Source organism: Paenibacillus cisolokensis, from assembly GCF_050481165.1.
GTDB lineage: Bacteria > Bacillota > Bacilli > Paenibacillales > Paenibacillaceae > Paenibacillus_AH > Paenibacillus_AH cisolokensis.
Window position 1 is genome coordinate 65,576 of the sequence record NZ_JBCNFP010000140.1, and the last position, 23,151, is coordinate 88,726.

16 protein-coding genes are annotated in these 23,151 nt (G+C 59.8%); all 16 read right to left on the reverse strand.

Translation table 11 applies throughout. The annotated features are described in order from the left end of the window. Positions 1 to 6: 6 nt before the first annotated feature. The 16 genes from ABEV74_RS20165 to ABEV74_RS20240 all read right to left on the reverse strand — a co-directional run bounded on the left by ABEV74_RS20165 (position 7) and on the right by ABEV74_RS20240 (position 23,150). Positions 7 to 1,464, reverse strand: a complete 1,458-nt coding sequence (locus tag ABEV74_RS20165) for a DUF5060 domain-containing protein (protein ID WP_430148945.1) — start codon at positions 1,462 to 1,464, stop codon at positions 7 to 9. Beyond that, positions 1,461 to 2,918 (reverse strand): DUF5060 domain-containing protein, encoded by a 1,458-nt coding sequence (locus ABEV74_RS20170; RefSeq protein ID WP_430148947.1) that lies wholly within the window; start codon positions 2,916 to 2,918, stop codon positions 1,461 to 1,463. The genes ABEV74_RS20165 and ABEV74_RS20170 overlap by 4 nt, the downstream gene beginning before the upstream one ends. A 231-nt stretch (positions 2,919 to 3,149) precedes the next feature. Then, complete coding sequence (locus ABEV74_RS20175) at positions 3,150 to 3,554, reverse strand: hypothetical protein (protein WP_430148949.1); 405 nt, start codon at positions 3,552 to 3,554, stop codon at positions 3,150 to 3,152. Positions 3,555 to 3,788: 234 nt separating this feature from the next. Then, positions 3,789 to 5,180 carry an ABC transporter substrate-binding protein gene (locus ABEV74_RS20180; protein WP_430148951.1) on the reverse strand — a complete coding sequence of 464 codons (1,392 nt, stop codon included), beginning with the start codon at positions 5,178 to 5,180 and terminating at the stop codon, positions 3,789 to 3,791. A 130-nt stretch (positions 5,181 to 5,310) separates the two neighbouring features. Next, the gene (locus tag ABEV74_RS20185; RefSeq protein ID WP_430148953.1) at positions 5,311 to 6,012 is read right to left on the reverse strand and encodes a hypothetical protein; all 702 of its coding nucleotides are present in this window, start codon (positions 6,010 to 6,012) and stop codon (positions 5,311 to 5,313) included. Positions 6,013 to 6,055: 43 nt separating this feature from the next. Further along, complete coding sequence (locus tag ABEV74_RS20190; RefSeq protein WP_430148955.1) at positions 6,056 to 6,958, reverse strand: ABC transporter ATP-binding protein; 903 nt, start codon at positions 6,956 to 6,958, stop codon at positions 6,056 to 6,058. 3 nt (positions 6,959 to 6,961) lie between these two features. After that, positions 6,962 to 9,952: an ABC transporter permease gene (locus tag ABEV74_RS20195; RefSeq protein WP_430148957.1), complete on the reverse strand. Its 2,991-nt coding sequence runs from the start codon at positions 9,950 to 9,952 to the stop codon at positions 6,962 to 6,964. A gap of 3 nt (positions 9,953 to 9,955) precedes the next feature. Continuing rightward, positions 9,956 to 10,987, reverse strand: coding sequence for an efflux RND transporter periplasmic adaptor subunit (locus ABEV74_RS20200; RefSeq protein ID WP_430148958.1), 1,032 nt, complete (start codon positions 10,985 to 10,987; stop codon positions 9,956 to 9,958). After that, positions 10,971 to 11,675, reverse strand: a complete 705-nt coding sequence (locus tag ABEV74_RS20205) for an ABC transporter ATP-binding protein (protein ID WP_430148960.1) — start codon at positions 11,673 to 11,675, stop codon at positions 10,971 to 10,973. The genes ABEV74_RS20200 and ABEV74_RS20205 overlap by 17 nt, the downstream gene beginning before the upstream one ends. Positions 11,676 to 12,028: 353 nt before the next feature. Continuing rightward, positions 12,029 to 12,943 (reverse strand): carbohydrate ABC transporter permease, encoded by a 915-nt coding sequence (locus ABEV74_RS20210; RefSeq protein WP_430149003.1) that lies wholly within the window; start codon positions 12,941 to 12,943, stop codon positions 12,029 to 12,031. A gap of 92 nt (positions 12,944 to 13,035) precedes the next feature. Then, positions 13,036 to 13,902: a carbohydrate ABC transporter permease gene (locus ABEV74_RS20215; RefSeq protein WP_430148962.1), complete on the reverse strand. Its 867-nt coding sequence runs from the start codon at positions 13,900 to 13,902 to the stop codon at positions 13,036 to 13,038. Continuing rightward, positions 13,899 to 16,172, reverse strand: coding sequence for a DUF5696 domain-containing protein (locus tag ABEV74_RS20220; RefSeq protein WP_430148964.1), 2,274 nt, complete (start codon positions 16,170 to 16,172; stop codon positions 13,899 to 13,901). Before ABEV74_RS20220 ends, ABEV74_RS20215 begins: the two co-directional genes overlap by 4 nt. Continuing rightward, positions 16,169 to 18,295 carry a YIP1 family protein gene (locus ABEV74_RS20225; protein ID WP_430148967.1) on the reverse strand — a complete coding sequence of 709 codons (2,127 nt, stop codon included), beginning with the start codon at positions 18,293 to 18,295 and terminating at the stop codon, positions 16,169 to 16,171. The genes ABEV74_RS20220 and ABEV74_RS20225 overlap by 4 nt, the downstream gene beginning before the upstream one ends. A gap of 25 nt (positions 18,296 to 18,320) precedes the next feature. Then, complete coding sequence (locus tag ABEV74_RS20230; protein WP_430149005.1) at positions 18,321 to 19,220, reverse strand: carbohydrate ABC transporter permease; 900 nt, start codon at positions 19,218 to 19,220, stop codon at positions 18,321 to 18,323. Beyond that, positions 19,220 to 20,191 (reverse strand): carbohydrate ABC transporter permease, encoded by a 972-nt coding sequence (locus tag ABEV74_RS20235; RefSeq protein ID WP_430148969.1) that lies wholly within the window; start codon positions 20,189 to 20,191, stop codon positions 19,220 to 19,222. The genes ABEV74_RS20230 and ABEV74_RS20235 overlap by 1 nt, the downstream gene beginning before the upstream one ends. Next, positions 20,163 to 23,150 (reverse strand): extracellular solute-binding protein, encoded by a 2,988-nt coding sequence (locus tag ABEV74_RS20240; RefSeq protein ID WP_430148972.1) that lies wholly within the window; start codon positions 23,148 to 23,150, stop codon positions 20,163 to 20,165. The genes ABEV74_RS20235 and ABEV74_RS20240 overlap by 29 nt, the downstream gene beginning before the upstream one ends. Position 23,151 lies beyond the last annotated feature (1 nt).

Sequence of the window (23,151 nt, forward strand, 5' to 3'; positions counted from 1 at the left end):
GCTGCTTCACTCTCCCGTTTCGATGTTTCGTTCGTCCGCGATCCGTTCCAACCGCAGGGCATAGTACAGCTCCGACGGCAGGTCGATCCGGAAAGCGCTACTGAGCCGGTCTCCAAGCGGGGCGACCGTCATATTCCACGTATCGATCAGATCCGCCCGGTACGTCCCTTCGGGCAGGGCGAAATCGCGGTACGAGAACCGGTGCGGACCGAAATATTGGAAGTAATATTCACCGGCGATCTCCAGCGTCGACGCGTCGTGGCGGGCGGTGCAGTATTTGACCGATTCCGGCGCTTCGTCGAGCAGGCCCCGCATAAACTCGATGCGCGGAACAGCCTCCCCGCGCAGCGTTCCGCCGTGCGTCCGCCAGAACGTGCCGTCCGGACGAAGGTAGGACTCGCCGTACGTCGCGTAGCCGCCGCGAAACGCCGCTTCCCATACCCGGTTCAGCGCGTCTTCCGGCGTCAGGCTATGCCACCTTCCGGCGTCGTTCCCTTCGCATCCGAAATCGTCGAGAACGACCGGTTTCGCATAATCCCTGACGAATCGCGACACCGCCTTCGCGTCTTCCGTCCGCAGACTGACATGCGTTACCCAAGGCCTGCCGTAATCGAACTCGCCCGCGCTCTGGATGGAACACAGATGGAAGCCGCAATCGCATTCCTGCACGATGCGGAACAGCCGGTCCCAATCTTCCGGCTTTTTCCCGGCCATCAGCCAGCCGCCGTCCGCGAGCGACCACCAGACGTTGCGAAATGCCGCGAACCTGGCGATCGCGTAGCGCAAATAGCGTTCTTCCTGTCCGCCGGTCATCCGGTCGAATCCCCAGCGTCCCCCATCGAACGGATGAAACAGCACCAGATCGGCTTCGATTCCGAGCGTAAGCAATTGCCGCACGCAACGCTCCGCATGCGCGAAATAGGTCGGATTGGGCCGCGACAGGTCGAATCCGCTTGCCGGAGAGCCCTCGAACGGATACAGTTCCGGATCGCCGCCCGGAGAATTTGCCGGAAGCAGGTACATCCGAAGCTTGTTGAATGGGGACGACGCCAGCGAACGAAGCGTCTCTTCCCGGCGGGCATCATCCTGAAGATGCCACATGAAGGCGGCCGTGCCGATAGGACGGCAGCGGCTGCCGTCCGCATAGCGGAATTGCGTCTCGTCGTGGACCCGGACCGGGCCTCGGTTGCCGGCAGATGGCGGCAGGCAGCGGAATTCGCCGACGATCCGGTCAATCTCCCGGCAGTTGCTCGACGTCGTATACGTCCATACCCCTTCGGCGTCGGGCATAAACCGGACGATGTAGCGGCCGCCCCCGTCATAGAAGCCTTCCGCTTCGTATTGACGCGTTCCGTGCCGAAATTTGGCCGTGATCGTCACATCCTCGAACGGATTGCCGCCGGCCGGGCCGCTGAGCGCCAGCTCGAATACGCCCCAGCGCTCGACCTCTCTGCTGTTCGTCATTCCGCTTCACCTCCGTTTTCACCGCCGCCCGCCGTTCGTCTTACGCGCAGGGCGATATACGGCTGGCCCGGAAGCGCGATCCGGCTGGAGCCGCTGTACGTTCCGGCCATCGGTTCGACAGTCATGTTCCAGGCATCGATCACGTCGACCGCATAGCTCCGGCGCTCCGGAAGCTCCAGCTGGCAATAGGTCGGCTGGCGGCGGCCCACATAATGCAGGAAGTATTCGCCGGCCTCGGCGGCTTCCGTCAGGTCGGCGGGCCCTTCTTCCATGATCCGGCGCAGAAACGCGATGCGAACGGCGCTTTCTCCGTACAGCGCGCCTCCGCAGGAAATCCATGCCCGCGTCTCCTTGTCGACGAACGATTCGCCGTGCGTCACATACCCGCCTCGCGCCATCGCCTCCCAGAACCGATGAACCAGCTCCTGTCCGGAAATGTTGCCCCATCTTCGCGAGCTGTTGCCCTCGTAGGATATTTCATCGATAACGACCGGCTTCGGAACGGCGTTTCGCCATTTCGTCGTCAGCTCGGGATCCCAGTGCTGAATGCTTTGATGGGTGATCCACGGCTTGGAATAGTCGTACACCCACGACGATTCGTACATCTTCGTGCCGTTGTGGATGGAGCGAAGATGCCGGTAAGGGTCTTTGCGCTGCACGAACTGGATGAGCCGGTCCCAATCTTCCACCGTTTTATTTTTGTTGAAATCGTATTCGTTCGATAGCGACCACCAGACATTGCGGAATGCGGCCAGCCGGGCGACAACGTATTGCAGGTAAAAGCAATCGGTCTCGCGGTCCATGCCGTCGAATCCCCAGACCCCCTTGTCGTACGGATGGAACAGAATGAGATCGGCTTCGATGGACAACCGCTGCAAATCGGCGATCCTCCGCTCCAGATGGGCGAAAAACGCCGGGTTGAAGCGCGTCCGGTCCGCATCCTCCGGGCATGTGCCGGCGAAGGCGAACTGCGCGGGCCGCATGTCGCGCGTCGGCAGGATGCACATCCGGACTTTGTTGAACGGGGAATCCCGAAGCGTGCGCAGCGTCAACTCCTCGTTCCGCTCGTCGCCGTGATGGGTCCAATGGTAGCAGGTCGTGCCAAACGGCATATACGGCGTGCCGTCTTCATACTCGAACAGGCGCCCCTTGACCCGCACAGGGCCGTGATTCCCGGGCGAGGGTCGGGTACAGCGGAATTCCCCGCAATGCCCGTCCAGCGCGGCGACATTGCTCGACGTCTCGTATCGCCAAATGCCGGTTTCGTCCGGCATGAACCGGATGCGGTACACGCCCCCGCCGTCGTAGAACCCTTCCGGTTCGACGACCCGGTTGCGATGCCGAAAGCGGGCCGACAGCCTGACGTCCTTGTACGGATTGCCTTCCGACGGACCTTCCAGGCACAGCTCGAACATTCCCCATCGTTCCGTCTCCTGCAATTGCTGCTCCTTCATCGATGGCTGACGCTCCTTTCCCCGGGATGTTGCCCTCATTATACTGCGATCGATTTCGCCGATTATAGGCGGTGAAAGCTTATTCTATAGGTGATTCATGCTATCCGGGTCGGGCCGGATCGGACGGGTGTGCGACGGATCCGGCGCGCAAGCGGACGGGCGCTTCACCGCCTGAGCCGATTGGCGTCATGTGCCGCCCCTGACATAGGCGATTCGCGCCCTGGCGCGTAATTATTGATAGGCGGTCGCATCGCCTCCGGTTTCAATAGCCGCCTTCGTTTCCGCAAGCTGCTTGTCAATCATTTCGTTGACGATTCGGAGCGCCGTCGCGCTGTCCTTGGACTGGTCGAAGATGTTCGGCTGGAACACCTGTGCGACCGGCGGATTGATGAACGTGAGCCCCGGCTTGCGCGGCGCCGGAAGGGCTCGCTTCAGCGCGAACAGCGCATCCGTATGCTTCGAGCTCATCTGCGGAATGTTTTGCGCGAACGCTTCGCGAATCACCGGAGTATCGAGCGGTCCCAATACGCCATCCTTGGCCCTCTCGATCTGCACCTCTTCCGACAGCAGGTACTGGATGACCTCGAACGCGAGCTCTTTATTGGCGGACTGCTTGGTGATGAACAACCCGTTCACATTGGGCTGGTACGTCGTTTCGGGCGAGTTCGAAGTTAGCGATGTATCATCTAAATTAACACAGGGATTACCGGCCATAATGGGGCGTTTTGGGCAGCTTTATAGGCATATTGCTCCATCGGCGCCCGAATGCCGAGCCGACCAAGCGGCACGGATCGCCCCCGGCATAGGCGTTTCGCGCCCGAATGACGGCGGAAGGCCTCCCCGATGAAGGAGAGGCCTTGCGCAAGGATGTTATTGATAGACGGTGCCGTCGCCGCCTGCTTCGATAGCCGCTTTCGTTTCGGCGAGCGCCTTGTTGATCGCTTCGTTGACGATCCGCAGCGCCGTCGCGCTGTCCTTGGACTGTTCGAAGATGTTCGGCTGGAACACCTGCGCAATCGGCGGGTTGATGAACGTCAGACCCGGTTTGCGCGGCGCCGGAACGGCGCTCTTCAGCGCGAACAGCGCGTCCGTATGCTTCGAGCTCATCTGCGGGATGTTTTGCGCGAACGCCTCGCGCACCGCCGGGGTATCGAGCGGACCGATGATCGCTTCCTTGGCCCTCTCGATCTGCACCTCTTCCGACAGCAGGTATTGGATGACCTCGAACGCAAGCTCCTTCTTGGTCGACTGCTTGGTAATGAACAGACCGTTCAGATTGGGCTGGTACTTCGCACCGGCAGCCTCCGGAAAGACGGGCACCGACGCCATGTCGAAGTTCAGATCGGGATATTCGACCGACCACTTCAGCACGTTCTCCAGCACGTCGACGGACATCGCCATCTGACCTTTCGGGAAATCGCCGGTCGTCGTGAACTGGTTGCCGGGAATCTCGTAGAACCGCCGGATGTTGTTGACGATCTTGAGCCATGTCTCCGAGTCGAGCGCGCCCTTGTCCTCGTTCGGATCGAGCGCCGGCTCCGACAGCTGATTGTACATCATATAGTGGCTCGGGTGCTGCTGGTAGCCTTTATACGTGATGTCCCCGTCCTGCCGGGTCAGCTTGACGGCCAGATCGTAAGCTTGATCGTACGTCATGCCGTCTTTCGGGTAATCGATGCCGTATTTGTCGAAGATATCCTTGTTGTACACCAGGACGAAATCGCTCAGCTCGAAGGGAAGCGAATACAATTTGCCGTCGGACGCGACCTTGATCACTTCCATGCTGGCCTGATCGAGCTTGCTCGTGTCGAAATTGTACTGCTTGATCAAATCCGACATGTCGTATTCCATCTCGAACTTTTTGATCATCCGGGCCGTGTTGCGGCGAACTTGCTCGAATACGATGTCCGGGATCGTTCCTTTGGCGATCAGATCCTCGTACCTTGTGCCGTCGTTCCAGTGGACGTGCTTCAGCTCGATGTCCGGGAATTTCTTGCGGATGAACTGGCCGATGAGCCGCTCGAAATTCGCCTCGTCCTCGTAGACCGGGTTTTGCGCGGTGTAGAAGAACAGCGTGTTGTCGTCGCTTGATCCGCCGCCATTCGCCGGAGGCGTTTCGTTCGTTTGGCCGGATTGGCCGTTGTCCCCGGTATCGCCGGTCTGGCCGCCGGTATCCGGCGGATCGCCGCCGTTGCCCGTGCAGCCGACGAGCAGCGTCAGAGCTGCCAGGATGAGAAACGCGGTCTTGAACATTCGTTTCATAAACGTGATAGCCCTCCCTTTCGTATTTTTGAAAGCGTTTTGCATCTTTAAGCTATCATAGGGAACGGACCGAAATATGGGGCTTTCTATGCAGCTTTATAGGTTTAATGCTTCATAGCCCGCTGCCGCCCTACAGGTCGCCGACCGCCCATTTCACGGCGGCGTCGAACAGCTTCCAGCCGTCGTCGGTATGGTAGATGAGATCCTCCGGCGCCAGATAGAAGAATACGCGCCTAGCGGGCACTTCGTTGCCGATCATGTTTTTCGCGCCCTTCTCGTACACGGTGATGAGCGCCTTCTTCTCGTCGTCCGCCGCCGTGGCGATAATCGTCGCATCGCCGCCCGGTACGATGAACTGGATGCTGCCGTCGTTTTTGTACACGTCGACATTGCCGCTGAGCCCCGCGGCGATCGGGTGCTCGCCGTTCGTAACGTTCACCGTCCGCCCGATGAATTTGCCGTAGTCGGTATTCTCGCCCGTTCCCGCCATGTCGTTGTAGCTCAGCACTTTCGGCGCGGCATAGATGACGGGCACCGCATTGTTATACAATTTGGTCCCGATATTGCCCGGGCTGCTGATCGTGGAGTTGATGTAGACGAGCGAATAGTTTTTGGCTTTCTCGTCCGACAGCTCCCGGTCCGTCATCTCGCTCACTTCGAACCCGAGCTCCTTCAAGCGGGCGACGGTCAACTGGTCGCCGATCGTTTCCCCTCCGACGTAGATGACCGACTTGGGCCCGGAATCTTCTCCTTCTTCCGAGGCCGGCGACGAGCATGCGGCCAGCGCTGTCGCGAGCAGGATGGCGGCAAGCGTTACTGTGAATCTTTTCATTGAATCGTTCCCTCCGTTCGAATGATCGTATGGTTCCTCTGGGTCAGGACACCCGGTCGTCCTGCGGCTCCGGCGGCGTCAGGACGATACGTCCCTCCTCGATCGCAACGCGCATTTTGTTCCGATTCTTCATCCCGACCGCTTCGAGGCAGTGGGACGGAATCTGGAGCCGTCCGGCCCGGTCCAGCACCGCGTACTCGATATGCGATTCATCCGGATCACCGCGTTCCGCCCCGTCCGCCAGCTCCTGCAGCTCCTGCGCGTAAGACTTTCGCCGGATCAGCTCCGAGCTTGTTTTGCCGTCGCGGATCGCCACGACGCGGTCCACTTTTTGGGCCAGAAGCGGATCGTGCGTGACGATGACGACCGTCAGGCCGAGGCTGTGGGACAGATGGCGGAACAGGTCCAGAATCTGGTTCGCCATCGCCGAATCGACCGATCCGGTCGGTTCGTCCGCGAGCAGCACCTTCGGCTCGTTGGCCAATGCGATGGCGATCGCGGCGCGCTGCTGCTCGCCGCCGGACAGCTGGCTGAGCCGGTTTTTCCGCCGGTGGAGGAGCCCGACCGCTTCCAGCAGCTCGAGCGCCCGCGCCCGTTTGCGCCGACCTTTCAGCAGAATCGGCAGCTCTACGTTCTCCTGGGCGGTCAGATACGGAATCAAGTTCCGCGCGTTGTTCTGCCAGACGAAGCCGACCGTCTCGCGCTTGTACTTGACGAGATCGGCGTCGGAAATCTGCAGCAGGTCGATGCCGTCGACGGTGACTTGGCCCGCCGTCGGCCGGTCGAGGCCGCCGAGCACGTTGAGCAGCGTCGATTTGCCGCTGCCGCTGTTGCCGATGATCGCCATCAGCTCCCCGGCGCGCACATGGAGATCGAGCCCTTGCAGGGCGACGACTTCCAAATCGGCCTGCTTGTATATTTTGACGAGATTGTCGCAGCGTATCATGTCTCAATCCTCCCCCAGCTTGACGGCCTGGTGGATGCGAACTCGGGTGACGATCCAGCCCAGTACCGCCACGCCGACGACAACCATCGCCGCGACGACCACAAACAACCGGATCTGGTCGACCATCTCGAACGCCGCTTCGAACGGCAGCACGAGCGTGTTCGGATCGAACGACATTTCGAACAGCCGCACGAACAGACGGCTGGTGACGTTTCCGTTCAAGATCCCGATCGCAATCGCCGCTCCCGAGATCAGCAACTGCTCGACCGCAAGCATGGCGACAAGCTGGATGCGGGATATGCCCATTGCCCGCAAAATGCCGAATTGAAGCGTGCGGGATTGGAGTGACAGTACCCAGTACAGCAGGAATCCGAGGAACGTGATGACGATCGAGATGAGAAAATCGAGCGTCATGACGCCGTTGATCGCCAGTTGGAACGGATCGTTGAGCGCGCGGATCCGCTCCTGGTTCGCATCATTCAGCGAAAGAATGTCGTAGCCGGTCTCTTCGATCGCCCGGTACACGCTTTCGCCGGAAACGTCCGGCTTCACCTTCAGCCACACCTTATAAGGCTCGAGGGCGACGTTGCTCTGGATGTAAGACAAATTGCCGATGACCAGATTGGGCCGGTTGCTCTCGGTTCCTTCGGACGCAGCGACGGCACCCTTCTTCTCGTCCCAGGACGGCCAATAGTCGACGATGCCGTATACGATGAAATTGGCCGTCTCCGCGCCGTACCAGCCAAGCTTGATGACGTCCCCGACCCCGACGCCGTGCTCTTCCGCCATCGACCGGGAGATGAGCACGGAAGAAGGCTCGGAGGCGATCAGGTTCAAATATTCGTAGAATGGGTAGTCGAGCAGGCGATCCCTGAACCAGGCGGTCATGCCGAACTCGTACGTATCGATGCCCATCAGCCGCACTTTATCCCGCTCCCGAAGCCGCGACTCCCCGCCTTCGCGCTCGCCGGCCGGCGCGTAATAGGAAGCTTCTTCTTTGACGAAAACTTTGGCCGCATGCTCGATCCCTTCCATCTGCGTGAACGGCAGGAAAGACGGCTCGGTGTATTGCGTTTTGACGGGAGCGGCGGAGGCCGAGCCTCCTTCAGCCCCTTCCGATTCTTCATCGCCTCCCGCCACCCCGGTCAGCAGAATCGGCGGAGCGTCGCTTTCCCAGCGCACCTCGAGCGTAATGTCGGCACCGTTCTGGTACATGATCCGGTCGGACACGTTCTTGTTGATCGTCCGATTGGCGCTCGCGTTGAAAATGCCGGAGGCGATCGTAATAATCAGAAACACCATGATGAATTTGAACGAAGCCGACGTCCGGCCGACCTGAATCAGCGTATAGAACAGCGACGGCGGCCACCACCTCTTGCCGGCGGCGTAGATGAGCCGGATCAGCAGCGGATAAAGCCGCAGCATGGCGAGGCCCAAGCCGAGTACGAAAAAGGCCGGAATGAGAAAAAGCAACGGGTCGATCGTCAGGTCGGTCGCCGACACGCCGAACGACAGCAGCCGGCTGATGCGCGTTTCGTAGCTTTGCAGCCCGTATAACGAAACGGCGATCAGGATGAAATCGATAAAGTATTTGTGCCAAAACGTCTGCGTTCTGACTCTGGCCGTCTGCTGCTTGTGCGACACAATCGAGTGGCGGGTGGCGACAAGCGCCGGGATCAGCGTCATCGCGAGCGAGCCGGCGATGGCAATCAAGGTGTACCGGTAGGCTTCCGGAACGACTTCGGCATGCAGCTTGGCACGCTGCACGAATTCGAGAAACCCGCTGGAAGCGCCCAAAATTTGCGTGATCCACACGCCGACGTACGGCCCGACAACAAAGGCGACGGCGCCGAGAACGATCCCTTCGATCGCATACCCGAGTACAATTTGCGCACGGCTGGCGCCCCGGCTGCGCAAGACGGCGATTTCCGTCTTCTGCCGGTCCGTGATCAAATTCGCCACCATGTACAGGTAAAAGCCCAGCATCAGCATGACCGGCACATTGAGCGACAGCAGCAAAATCCGCAGCTTTTCTTCCTTCTGCTCATATTGGCCGAGCGTCCGGAGCGCGGGAACGTTCTTGGAGTGCGACTCGTAATGCTCGTTCATATGCGCCGTAATGTCGCGGTTGCCGGCAATAAAATCTTTCATGGAGTCAAGCGTCATCTTCGTATAATCGAAAGCGAAGTACCAATAGCTCGCCTTGACCGACAATTTGCGGTCCGATACGAAATCGCGGTCGAACAGATCCAGCCCGATGAGAAAGGTGGTCTTGTAGCTGTCCGCGGAATTGTACCAGAACAGGTCGGAGCCTTCCTTCGGCTCGACGACGCCGACCGGCTTGACGCGGATCTCCTCTTTCGCATTGTCGTCCCGGATCGTCAGGACGGTGCCGAGCACCAGATCCATCTCGGAGAGCGCGTTCGGCATGACAAGCGCCTCATATACGCCGTCCTCGGGCTCGGCACCCGGCAGCCTGCCATCCACGAGCCGGACATGCTCTTCCATGCCGCTGATCGCGGTGAAGCTTGCCCAGCGGATTTTGTCCACGTCCATCCGCTTCGTGTCGGACGGCAGGAAGCTGTAGACTTCCGTCGAGCGCTCGCGGACGAATTGCTGGACGGGCACGCCGAACAGTCGGTCCCGATTCTGTTCCAGATAGTGGTCGGTCGCCGCATAGGCCGAATCGCCCGGGGCGGCCTCGCTGCCGGCTGTGCCGGATGCGGAGCTGCCCGATGCGGCGACCGCCTCGCCGTCCGTCGCGCCCGCCGAATCCGTCGGCGTGCCTGCGGACAGCCAATAGATGCCGGGATACTGCCCGCTGTCCGTCTGCAAATTTCGGAGCTCCTGGCTCAGCATGCGATGCAGGATAGCGTTCGTGTATATCGGCATGCTGCTGGTCAGGGCGACGGTCAGAACGAGGCCGAACAGCAGGCTGAGCTCCAGCCATTTGTTTTTGACCATCTTGCGGAGAATCATGATCAACAGCGCCAAGGTTCAGCCCCCTAATATTACCTTTTGTCCTTCGTCCAATCCTTTGCGGATTTCCACCTCCGTATCGGTCACAATGCCTTTCTCCACATCGATCTCCTTGCGGCTTTCCCCTTCCAACACCTGCACATAGTCCCTGTCCATATAAGTGCGCAGGCCGGCTCTCGGGATGATCAGCACGCCTTCCCGCTTTGCTGTCACGATCGTAATGTCAGCCTGATCGCCGATATTGATGTCGGCCGGCAGCCCGGCCACGTCGATAATGACGGACTTGGCGTTGCGGGTATCGATCGCTTCGTTGCCGGTCGCAGGCGCCGTGGACGGAACCTGCACTACTTTGCCCCGGTACTGCTTCTCGCCGATCTTGACGTCAACGTCCATATTGATCTGCACGCCGGCCAACTGACTGCGGTCCGACGCTTCGTATACGAGCTTCTTTTCGTTCGGATCGGATATCGTGACCAGCTTCTGATACGCCTGAACCTGCTGTCCGAGCTCCATAGGCTCGATATAGGTGACAATGCCGCTGACGCGGGACGACAGTCTGGCGTTCTCGAGCTGCTTCTTCAGCAGCTCCAGGCGGATGTTGGCGGCTTGCAGGTCCAGTTCGAGCAGCTTGACGGACGGATCGTCCGCACCCGCTTCGGATTTTGCCCGAGCCAGATCGATGCGGATCTTCTCCACGGCGATTTCCTGCAGTCTCACATTCGCTTCCAGCTCGTCCGACTCGGTCGAAAGCAGCAGGTCGCCCGCCTTCACCCGGTCGCCCAGCTGGACGTTGATCTGGGACAAGCGGCCGCCGGACTCCTTGAAGAACAGATAATCCATTTTGTCCGATACGAATGTCGCCACGCCCGTCAGTCGTTTGACAATATCGCCCCGCTTCGTTTCGGCGGTCGCGATATTCTGCTTGACCGGCTTCGCCAGCGGCGGCTGCAGAGGCGGCTCCTCCACCGGAAGCAGCGAACAGGCCGACAGGCACAGAACGAAGACCGCTCCGCCGATTGCGGCGCGGGTTGCGCTACCTTTCCTCGACAATACGACCATCCTCCAGTACATGTACGTGATCCGCAAGCTCCATGACGGCGGCGTCGTGCGTCGTGAGGACGATCGTCATCCCCTCGCGCCTGACCAGATCGATGAACACCTTCATGATCTGCAGTCCCGTCCGGCTGTCCAGCTCGGCCGTCGGCTCATCCGAAAGGATCAGCGACGGCTTGTGCGCGATCGCTCGGGCAATCGCCACCCGCTGCTGTTCGCCGCCGGACATTTCCAGCGGACGGTGCTTCATGCGGTCCTTCAAACCGACCAGCTCCAGCGCATGCTCGGCCATCCCGCGCCGTCCGGCAAGGGGCACCCTCGCGATGCGTAGCGCAAACTCCACGTTCTCGTATGCCGACATGGTCGGCACCAGCGCGAACGACTGAAAAATGAGCCCGATGCCGGTGCGCCGCAGCCGGGTGCGCTTGCCGTCGGACAGCCCGCCGATATCCGTCTGCAGGAACCGGACCGTTCCTTCGGTCGGCCGATCCAGCGCGCCGAGCAGGTTGAGCAGCGTCGTTTTGCCGGAGCCCGATCTGCCTTTGATCGCTACGAGCGGCTGCGGCTGGACCGACAAGCTGGCCCCCTTGAGCACCTGCATGGCGCTCCCTCCACGCCCGAACGTTTTCGTGACGCCTTCGGCCGTCACGATCGGGGCTTTGCCCGATTGCTCGCCCGTTGTCAACCTCCCTCCATCCCCTTCGTTTCTTCTAACTCTAAATCGAAAGCGCTTTACAGATGTAGGCGGTTTACTTCAAATTTATAGGCGATTTTCCTCATTGCGCCGTTATGATAAGGATACGAGATGCCGGTCATGCGGGATCGCGATACGGTCTTCTTGCGGAACTCAGCGCCGCTATTTGGTCAAAATCGGACGTTCTCCGACTGTAACGGAAGCAGGATACTTTATTGGGGCCGACCCTCGTCTTTTTCCCGGGTGCGCGGGCGCTTCCCGCAGAGCCTCGCGCACCGGCGCTGGCGCTCCCGCAAGCGCGAAAAAGCGCCTTGGCCCGGTGGCCAAAGCGCTTTTGCCTCTTGCTATTCGACGATGCCGGTCCGCTCGACCCCTTCGACGAACCAGCGCTGGGCGAAGGCGTAGAGGACGATCGGCGGCAGAATCATCAGGAAGGTGGTCGCCATGCTGATCGGCTCGGTAAAGATGGACGGCCCGCTGATCTCGGCCTGCTCGCGGAGCATCGACGCGATGCGCGAGATGCCGAGCGACAGCGGCGGCGTCTCCGCGTTGGTCAGGTACATGCTCGGCAGATAGAAGTCGTTCCACGTCCAGACGAACGAGAACAGAAACACGACCAGGATGGCCGGCTTCGCGAGCGGCATCATGACGCGGTAGAACACCCGGTACACGCTCGCGCCGTCGATGCGCGCCGCTTCCTCCAGCTCCTTCGGCTGCGTCGAGAAGAACTGGCGGTAAATGATGACGAACAACGCTCCCTTGAGCCCCAGTCCGAACAGCGCCGGTACGATGATCGGAATGACCGTGTCCAGCACGCCCACGACGCGGGCAAAGATCAGATTGGGCAGAATCGTCAGCTGCAGCGGCACGATAAAGGCGATGAGCAGAAAGAAGAACAGCACCGGCTTGAACGGCACCTTCAGCCGGGCGAACGCATAGCCGGCCACCGCGCACGAAAACGTCTGAAACAGCGCCACCGTGCACGACAGCAGCAGGCTGATCCCGAACGCCTTCGGATATTCCAGCCATCGCCACGCCTCCTGCAGGTTGCCAAGATAGAGGACGCGCGGAATCCAGTTGACCGAAGGGTCGAGCAGATCCGCCCCGTTCTTGACCATCGTCGTCACCATGTGCAGGACGGGCTTCAGGTAGATGTAAGCCGCATCGATCAGAATCAGGTACAGGAACAGCTTGTAGACAAGCCCTTTGTCCGCTTCCCTGCCGACGATCGCATAGCGGAGCTTGCTGAGCCGGAGCAGAAGGGCGGAATGGTCCGCCCCTTTCGTCCGAAGACCGATTTTTACGAGTATTCTGTCCAATAGGTCTCACTCCTCGCATCGCATAAGTTCCGTCACGCCGCCTTCTCATGCGATTTCATCGTCCGGCGGAAGAGCAGGAAGATGATCGCGATGAAGAAGCTGATGATGACGAAGTAGATCCAGATCAGCGCGCTGTACTGCCCGTATTCGCTGTTGCGGACCTGCATAATGATCGGGTTGGTCGGGAACGTGAACAAGTCGACGATCGTGTAAATCATGTTCAAAAAGATGAACGGCGTCATAGCCGGAAGCGTAATTTTCCAGAACGTCGCCCACGGGCCCGCGCCGTCGATCCGGGCCGCCTCGTAAGCCGAATTGGATATCGTCTGCCTGCCGCCGAGGAAGATCAGAATCTGCACCCCGGAATACCACAAAATGAGCACGAACGAGCTTAAAATCCAAATGAGCGGCGTCGCCCAGGCCGAAGGCAGATTATCGCCGATGAAGCCCGACACGTTGTACCGGGACATGAAGCCGAGCTCCCCTTCGCCCTGCGTCAGCAGCTCGCTGACGACCTGACCGGTCGACAGAATGACGGGGAGGAAGAAAATGGCCCGAAACAGCGAGCGACCGGCGAACTTCTGGTTGAGCAGAATCGCAATCAGGAGCGCGAAGATGACGATGACCGGAACCATGAACAGCGTCTTCTGAAGAAACGGGATCAAATCGTTGTACAGCAGGCTGCCGTCTTCCAGCAAAATCGCCTTGTAGTGCTTCAGCCCCGCATACCGGCTCGTCATCCCCGTCGCCACGACGTTTACCTGGCGAAAGCTCATGTACAGCGAAAATCCGAGGGGAAAGGCCATAAACGCCAGAAAGCCAATCAGCCAGGGGGCGATAAAGATCGTCCCCTCGACGTATTCCATCATGGAAGCTTTCAGTCTCGCTTTTCGGTTCATCGACCTGCCGCCCCCCCTTCAAGCACGATAAAACTTTGCGCCGGGACTTCCAGTCCGCCCTCCCGGTAGGGCTCCGTGTTGTAATTGACGACGATGCGCTTGCCGTTCTCGTACGTCGTCTCCTTCACGTTCGGAGCAAGCGTCCGGTGGCCGGTAATGAACAGATACTGCACGTCCCCGAGCGCCTCGTTGAACCGTTTGTACTCGTCCGCGGCGTACGTTGCCCAATCCTCGAATCGGGTGCTGTAGTAGCGGATACCGTACGCGTTCAGAAAATTTTTCGTTTCCGCCTGCGTGAAGATGAACGACGGCACCGCGCCGTACTCGATTTCCCGCAAAAAGCCGTTCGTATGCTCGTCCCGGTTGTTCGCGTAATCGAACGAGTAGGTGACGAGGCCGTGCACCGCGATCTGGGCGAACGGAACCGCTTCGTCGGAGAACAGATCGTACGAATAGTCGGACACCATATCGTGGATATGATCGACGTATGGCAAAGCGTAGAAGTTCGATCCGACGCCCTGGACGCCGCCCAGCCCGTCCTTGATCGATTTCATGATTTCCTCCTGCACGTCTCTCGCTTCGATCCGGGTAGAGCCGTATTTCGTATTGTAGTCGCTGAACAGATCGCGGCCGGTCCGGTTGACGACGAGGCCGTCCGCGCCGAGCGACCGGTATTCGTCCAGGTCCGCCTGGACGGCCTGAAGGACGAATTTGTCGCTTACAGCCGGCACGCTGTCGGGATTGTACGGCATGCGGACGTCGATCGTCTGCCCGGCCAGATTCGTCACGCCGGCGAATTCCTTGTCGAAGCCGCCGGCTCCGGTATTGTTCAGCGCGTATTCGGTATCCAGATAGACCGGAACCCCGATGCTGTGGGCATATTCGATAAAACGCTTCATGCCGTCGTTGCCGCCGAGTTTGGACTCGACCGGCAGCCCTCGCCCGAACTGGCTGTAGCCGCCTTCCTGCCATCCCGTATAGGTGACGGACATTTTGCCGATCCCGCTCTCGTGCAGCGTCCGGACCATCGATTCCGCCTCCGCGGTCGTCGTCCCCTTGATATACCGGCTCGAGAATGTCCCCTTCTCCTGATCGCCGCCGATGACGGTCAAATGCAGCGGCAATGTGCCGTCCCCGGGTTCGAGCTTCGCGATTCCTTGCTCTTCCATTAAATACTGGCGGTACCGCTGCGCCATCCCGACATAGTCCGTCTCCCCTTTGTCCAGTAGGTAATACCGGAGTTTGCGGTCGCCGCCGAACAGTTCGTCCCGGTTGAAGTCGACGAAGCCGTATTCGACCGGGTCGTTGCGCCTGGCGAACTGCAGGAAGCTGGAACGGTATTTCATCTGGGCGGCGATCCAGTTGTAGTTGCTGAATACGCCGGCGGGAGAGGCGATGATGTGGGCATATTCCTCCCCTTCGTGCAGGACGGCGAGGAAGCCCTTGTCCCCGGATTTCATGCCGAACACCGGCATGTTGACGGAGTTGCGGTTGTTGCTGAGCCCCCGGTACACCATATCCGCGCCGTACACGCTCTCGTCATAGATTTTGTTCACGTTGAGCGTGTTGTTCTTGAAGCTGATCAGCGCGCCCGGCCCGTCCGGCACAAACAGATAGCCGTCCTTGCCGTCGGTATAGGTGCCCCCGAAGAACGGGAACAGCCGTATCCAGATGAGGCTGAGCCGATCCTCCTCGACCCCTTCCCGGCGGATCGTCGTCTCCACGTAATCGTCTTTGATCGTGACCTCGATCGGAACGGAGAAGCCGGCGCTCGGCATCACATAGGTCAGCCGGTAGCCGCCCGGGATGAGCTCGAGACCGACGATCCGGTCGGTGAGCGGCGAGTAGCTGAGCTCCTTCGGATTGATGATCGGTTCCGAAAAATCCGCGTACTGCAGCATGAACGGAGAGGCCAGGTGCTGCTTCCACGTATCCGACACCTTCTCCTCCGCCCAATACTGCGGGTCCGGAAACGAATGGTAGACGTTGCCGTTCCGCTTGTCTTCCACGATGAAATGGCCGGTGCCGCGGTCGAGCTTCAGGCGCAGCGCGTCCGTCTCCGCGACCTGTTCGAACCGGCCCGGATCGGGCAGCTCGGTCGACTTCTCCTGCAACGGTTCGGCGCCCTCGCCCGGCACGGCGGAGGCACCCGGGAACGCGCTCCATTCGATCCGCACGCGGGATGCCGCCAGCAGCAGGATGGCCGCGGCCAGGGCGATCGCGATGATGGACATATACCGCTTCCAGGACAGCGCCGGAATTTTCCTCACCGCAACGTCACCTCCCGATAGATTTCGTACAGGAACGACAGCAAATCGCTGGTCAATCCCATGATGATGAAGACCAGAATGCCGATGACGACCATCGTGACGAGCGTCAGCGCGATGTTGATCAGCGTTTCGCCCACGCTGTAGTTGTGGATCCACTGCGTGTTCCAGAATATGAGAAGGGCGATCCACACGAACATGCCGTCGGATGCGAAATTGTAGATGGACATCTCCGACTGGGTCATGACGTTCGACAGCAGCGCCAGCGGGATCCCGACCAGAATACAGGGAAACAGCGCATAGGCGCTCCCGATGAAGACGTCCCGGAACCGGCCTTCGCCCCGGTAGATCGAGCTGACGAGATAGTTGGCGATCACCCATGTAATCCATACGACGAAAAATTGGGTGAACACCGTATAAATGTTGACGTACCCTTTGAGCTGGAACGAAAAGCTCGTCGCGAACTCGCGGATGAGCAGCGCCACGTATACACCGATAATGATGGCCGCAGCGCTCCAATACGTCCCTTTGCCTTCATAACGGATGGCGGTAAAGCCGTCGACCGGATGCCGCAAAATGTAGAACGCGTGCCTGAAATGCAAAATGACCGGGTGCTGCGACCGTTTCCGATTTCGCCACTTGGCGCGAAGCTTTTTCGCCGTTGGCCATTTGTCCGACAGGACGACGAGGACGAAGACGACGAGAACGAGCGTCGCGATCCACGAGAAATTGGCCTGGAACCACTGCAGCCGGATTTCCCAGAACGCTTCCGAGTAGCCTGCCTGATTGCCGGCCGCCTCGAACAGCTGCCGCGCTTCGTCGTACTGCTCCTTCTTGTACGCGGCCTGGGCCAGACCTTCGATCGCCGGCGCGAATTCGGCGTTCAGCCGGAGCACTTCCCGCCACAGCTTCTCGCTCTCCTCGTAGAAGCCCTGCAGCGTCAGCTTGTTGGCCTCGGCCACCTTCCGGCCGAACTCCGACAGCCTGAATTTTTGGATGACGTTCTCCTGATCGTCCAGAATGTACAGCTCGTTCCGGGAGTTGAAATCGAGGGCGACCGGGCTCTTCATGAGCCCGACCTGCGACGTGCCCGTCGAAGACGGCCCGCCCCAGAAATAGAGCAAATTGCCGTTGCTATCGTAATGGCTGATATATTTGTACTGCTGGTCGACGACCACGATGTTGCCGTCGCTGTCGGCGGCGACGTCGATCAGCTGCGGCGTCTTGACGGCGGTCTTCGGGAGTCTTGCGGCGTCGATATCGCGAAATTCCCCAAACGATCCTTGTGAGCTCCGCAGCATGTTGTCGCCGCGCGAATTCAATTTTTTCAACTGGTTTTCCGTTGCCGAGCCGCCGGTCACCGTATAGATGAAGCCGCCCTCGTCCGTCGCCAGACTGTTGATCGTCTCCGGACGCTTCTGCACTTCCCTGGCGTACATCTCTTCGGTATAGAGCCATTTTTTCAAGGCGTCCATCGCCGACAGCACGGTCGAGTTCGTGCCGAAGTAGCCCTGCAGATTGCCGTCCGGCTCCAGCACCAGCAGCCCTTCGTAGCTACCCTGCGAGGCGACGTACAGATAGCCCCGTTTGTCCACGATCAGCTTGACCGGCGTAAAAACGAATGTACTGGAGATGTACGGCGAGGATGGTTTCTCGAACGTGTCCAGGACGTTCCCATCCTTGTCCAGCTTGACGATTCGGCGGTTGCCCGTATCCGCGACGAAGATTTCGCCTTCGTCGGTGACGAACACCCCTTCGGGCTTGTTCAGCGGATTGTCGGGGACGGTCAAATACCGGACCAGCTTCCCGCCCGCGTCGAGATGGATGATGCGGTTGTTGCCCGTATCCGCGATGTAGATATGGTCGCTCGCGTCGATGAACAGATCCTTCGGATGCTGCATGGACGAGACGATTCGCGATGAAAGGTTCGCCGGGTCGGGAGCGTACAAATCTTCGCCGATGACGTCGACCGGTATGAAAGCCGGCTGAAGCCACACGAGGCTCCCGCTGCTGTTCTTCGTATAGGTGTTGTACTTGACCTCGGCGTAGGCCTGCGCCGGCGGCAGCAGGATGAGCAGGGCCAGCAGCGCCGTCAGCAGTGATCGCCTGCCGCGTTCTTTGATCATGCGTAAGACCTCCGTTTGCTTCTCCTCACTTGATGCCCGAATGAGCCATCGTTGCGATCACCTTGCTCTGGAAGACGAGGAAAATGATCAGATTGGGCAAAAACATGATGAGCGCGGCCGCCGCGGCCGCTCCCTGCCTCGCCACATTGTTCGCCATGTTCGAAGTCAGCGTCGAGATGAAGAACGGGAAGTTTTTCATCGTCTCGACCTGCATATAGAGAGTCGAGGTCTCCGTATTCCCCCAGGCGTCCTGAAAAGCGATAATGCTGATCGTCGCCACGGCCGGCATGCAGATCGGGATGATGATTTTCAGAAAGATGGAGAACTCCCTCGCCCCGTCGATCTTGGCCGAATCGATCAGCTCGTTCGGAATCTGGTCGATGAACTGCTTCATTAGGAAGACGCCGACCGGCACCGCGACCATGGGCAGCACGTGGCCGAAGTAAGTGTTCATAATGCCCAGATTGCTGATGACCAGATACCGTGGAATGGCGACCGTCTCCGGCGCGAACAGCAGCGTGAGCAAAATGGTGCCGAAGACGATCTTGTGACCGGGGAACCGGTGCTTCGAAATCGGATAAGCGCACATGGAGCTGACGACCGTGACCATGATGACCGTCAGGACGGCGACGAACACGCTGTTGAAGATGTACCGCGACATCGGCACCGCCGTGTTTTTCGTTATCGCCCATAACTCGACGAAGTTTTGAAACGACGGATTGCGCACCCACAGCGTCGGCGGGTAGATGAACAGCTCCTGATACGGCTTGAGCGCGTTATTGAAAATATAGACAAGCGGCAGCAGCATGAACACGCTGAGCAGGACGAGAAGAAAGGCCGCTATCCGCTCGGTAGGGCTAAGGCGGAACAGCTTCGACTTCCGTTTCCACGGCCAAAGGGACCGAACCGCAAATGCCGGTTTCATCATTCCCCCTCCTTCGTGCCGAACAGGCGCCAGCAAAATTTGTTTGCGACATACATCAGCAGCAGGAGGAAGATGGACAGCGCCGTGGCGTAGCCGAGCTCCATCCGGACGAATCCGTAGTCGTTAATATGGCTGACGATCAGATGGCCGGAATATTCCGGCGTCGGATTCATGCCGGACAGTTGGGTGCCGATTCCTCCCGCCTTGAACGTCCCCACGATGGCCATCACGGCGCCGAACAGCATTTGCGGCTTCATTGACGGAATCGTGATGTACCAGATCTCCTCCAGCCGGCTGCGGATGCCGTCCAGCTTGCCGGCTTCGTACAACTCGGAATTGACGTTGAGAATGCCGGCCAACATCGCCAGAAAGCCGATGCCCATGCTGGACCAGAGGGTGACGACGATCATCGACGTCATCAGATGCTCCTTGCTCGTCACGAACAGGATCGGCTCGCTGATCAGACCGAGCTTCAGAAGGAAGCTGTTCAAGTACCCGATCCGGTCCCCCGTCAGGAGCGGCTGCCAGACGATCGTCATGGCAATTCCCCCCATCAGGGACGGGGAGTACATCGCGAGCGCGAACCACTTCCGCGAGCGGCCCGGCAAAATCGAGATGAGCCAGGCGAGCAGGAAGGCGGCGATATAGCCGCCCGGCCCGACGATGACGGAAAATTTGAACGTGTTCGGCAGCGCATACTTGATAAACAGCAAATCCTGGGCGATCATGTACCGGAAATTGTCCCAACCGACGAACCGCGGCGGCTCCAGCGAGTTGAAGTACGTGAAGCTGAGCGCGAAAGCCGCGATGACCGGAATCATGATAAAGACGAAAAAGCAGATCATGAACGGCGCGATGAACAAGTACGATACGCGATAGGACCAAACCGTGGCCAGGAACGACTTCGTCTTACGGTTCGTGGCAAAGGCCGGCGTCCCGGCGTTATTCAGTCGCGCTTCGGCCCTGAGCATAGGGTTCCACTCCTTTCCACGGTTCCGTTATCTGCGGCAAATTCAGGGAGCGGACGGCTTTGCCGTTCCGGTCGACGATGCCGAACTCCTGCAGTTTCCGCGCCATTTCCCGTTCGATGTCCTTGTTGGCCGTCTCGAGCGAGCTGCGGAAATTGATGCCGTTCACCACCGTCCGGTTCCAGGCGTTCTGAAGCTCGCGGCTCAGGAAATACGAGCCCGGTACGTTCGGAATTTCCTTGAACCACCGCCACTGTTCCAATATGGCGTCGAGATCCTCCGGCTTCCACGGCAGCGTCACGAACGCCTCGATATTGGACGTATTCCAGCGGAATTCCACCCCGTTCAGCATTTCGATGTCGTTGCCGAACCGCTCCTGCGTCTCGGCCGACGTCCACCATTTCAGAAACGTCCAACTGTCCTCCGGACGAACCGTTCCTTTGAAGATGACGCCGCTCTGAATGCCGCCGCTCATCCAGCGGGCCACGGTGCCGTCCTCCTGCTTCATCCCCGGTACGGGCGCGATGCCCCAGAGGCCGTTCAGCTCCGGCGCGGCGACCGTCAGCTGAATATACGTCGAGATGTCGGCTACGCCGAGCGGCACGATCCCGCTGCGGAACGCCTGGAAGAAGCTCGCGACCTGCCGGTCCGCCCCGTGAACGTTGTACAGATCCGTCCATTCCTTAAAGCCCTCGAATCCTTCCGGCGTCGACAGTCCCGTCTTCAGTCCGTCCGGCGTGAGAAATTCGGCGCCGTTCTGGTAGAAGAAGGGCGTGTTCGGAACGGGCGGCAAATTCAGATTGTTCTGCTGGAGCGTGGGCAGCATCTTATATACGTCTTCCCAGGTGTCGGGCACTTCCAGATTGAGCCGTTCCAAAATGTCTTTGCGGTAATAGAGCATTTCGAACGTTTGTGTTTCCGGAACGCCGTAATACCCGCCGTCGTAATAGAACGGGAGCCAGGTCCCGGGTGCGAACCGCTCGAACATGTCGTCAAAATCGGAAAATTGGGTCAAATCGTACAAGCCGTTGCGCACCGCATATTCGAACGGCAGCCCTTCCGACAGGCCGAGCGCGACGTCCGGCGCGTTGCCGGCGGCGTTCATCAACACGAGCAGGTCGGATTCGGGCAGCAGATTGATCTTCACCTTGATCCCGGTCTCCGGGGTAAACATCTCGTCCGCCAGTTGCTGCATCAGGTTGATGTAATCCCGGCCCCGCTGCACCCAGACATTCAGCGCCTCGCCGTCGTCCCCGTCGCCCTGCGGTGCGGATTCGGAGCGGAAAGTGTGCAGGAAGTCGCTGATGCTGCCGCGCACCTCCTCGAAGAAATTCGCTTTCATTCTCGGCACTCTCTCGCCCGACGGCACGATATAGATGCTGTCGAGCTGCAGTGGCTGCTCGCTGAGCTGCTGCATATAATCGGCCAGCTTGCCCTGCATCGAGGTCAGCTTCGCGCCCTCGTACGGAATCTGGTTGACGTTCGCGAGCAGATCGCTTATATCCTTCTCGACCGTCGCCATCCCTTGCGTGACGGCGTCCGACCGGCCGTTGACGGTCGTGAGGCGCTCCCGCACGCCCGCGAGCCGATCGTGCAGGCTTTGCAGCTTTTCGACGAGCTCCGGCATGTCGCGCCGCACGTTCCACGTCCGGTTCGGGTCGACCGCTCCGCCGGTGAGCGCCTGAATCTCCAGCGCCATATCCTTCAAATCGACGATAATGTTCTCCAGATCGGCGACGATCGGCTTCAAAGGCGCCCCCGTGACCCTCATCGACAGCGTGTTCGTCCCTTTTTTCAGGTAGAACTCGAACGGTGTGCCGTTCACGTCCTGCAGCGTAACCCCCTGCCAGCCGGCGGCGTACGGAAACCGGTACGCCGTAAGTTCGGAGAACGGGATTTCGCCATTGATCGAAATCGCCCGGAACGTCGAACGGTTCGACGAATACGACTGCTGAACGCGCATCGCAATCTTGTACAGGCCGTCCTCCGGAACGTCGAAGGTCCAGGCGATCTCCTGATTGCCGGTCGACCAGCGGTCTCCGTTGACGACATTGTAGATGATCTTGCCCCGCTCGTAAGGCGTGGTGGCGACGTTGTTGTCGCTTGCGAGCGCGATCGATGAATCGCTCTTCCATGCGGCGCGTTCGGCCTCGATCACGATCGGATCGCCCGTGAGGGGAGCGTCTTCCGCATAGCCGCTTCTGACCGTCTCGTAGTCCGGAATCTCGGCCTGTCCGTGCAGCCTGATCGAGTCGATCGCGAGCGGATCGCTCCCGGCGAGGCGCAGCTTGTGCTTGCCGGCCGTCAGATGCCACAGCAGCGGCCGCTCGTAAGCGCCGCCGGAATCCCGGAGCGATGCGGTCGTCCAGTTGCTGACATCCGCCGCGGGAGGACGAATCTCGTTGCCGGCCTCGTCCTTCTTCGGCGGCATCCGGTCCTGCCACCTGCGATACAGTTGCACCGACCGGGATTCCAGATACGGGCTCTTGCCGTCGATCGTCAAGCCGAGTGTCATCGGCTTGCGGTATTTCTCGCCGACGAACGGATGGTAAGATACGTCGATGGCGTACAGGCCTTCGCGCTCGACGTTCACCTCGAATTCGACCCATTCGTCGGTGACGGCTTCCCATACCAGCACCCGGTCCTTGCCTTCGTAGGAGGCGACCGATACGTTCGCGCCGTCCGACTTGCCCGTATAATCCGCTCCGTACACCGTCACGTCCGCGTCGTGGTCCGCGCGTTTCCCGCCGGCGGTCCATTCGGCCAGCCGTTCGAAATAATACGGCTCCTCGCCGGACGGCTTACGTTCTCCCGCGCCTCCGGCGGCTCCGTCAGCGTTCGTCCATTCGGGCGCCGGCCCGGATGGGACGGCCGGACTGCCGCAGCCTTGTACAATCATGCCGGGCGCAAGCAGCACAAGTCCGATTACGATTCGCGCGCGCCAGCTTAGCCGCGTCTTCAAT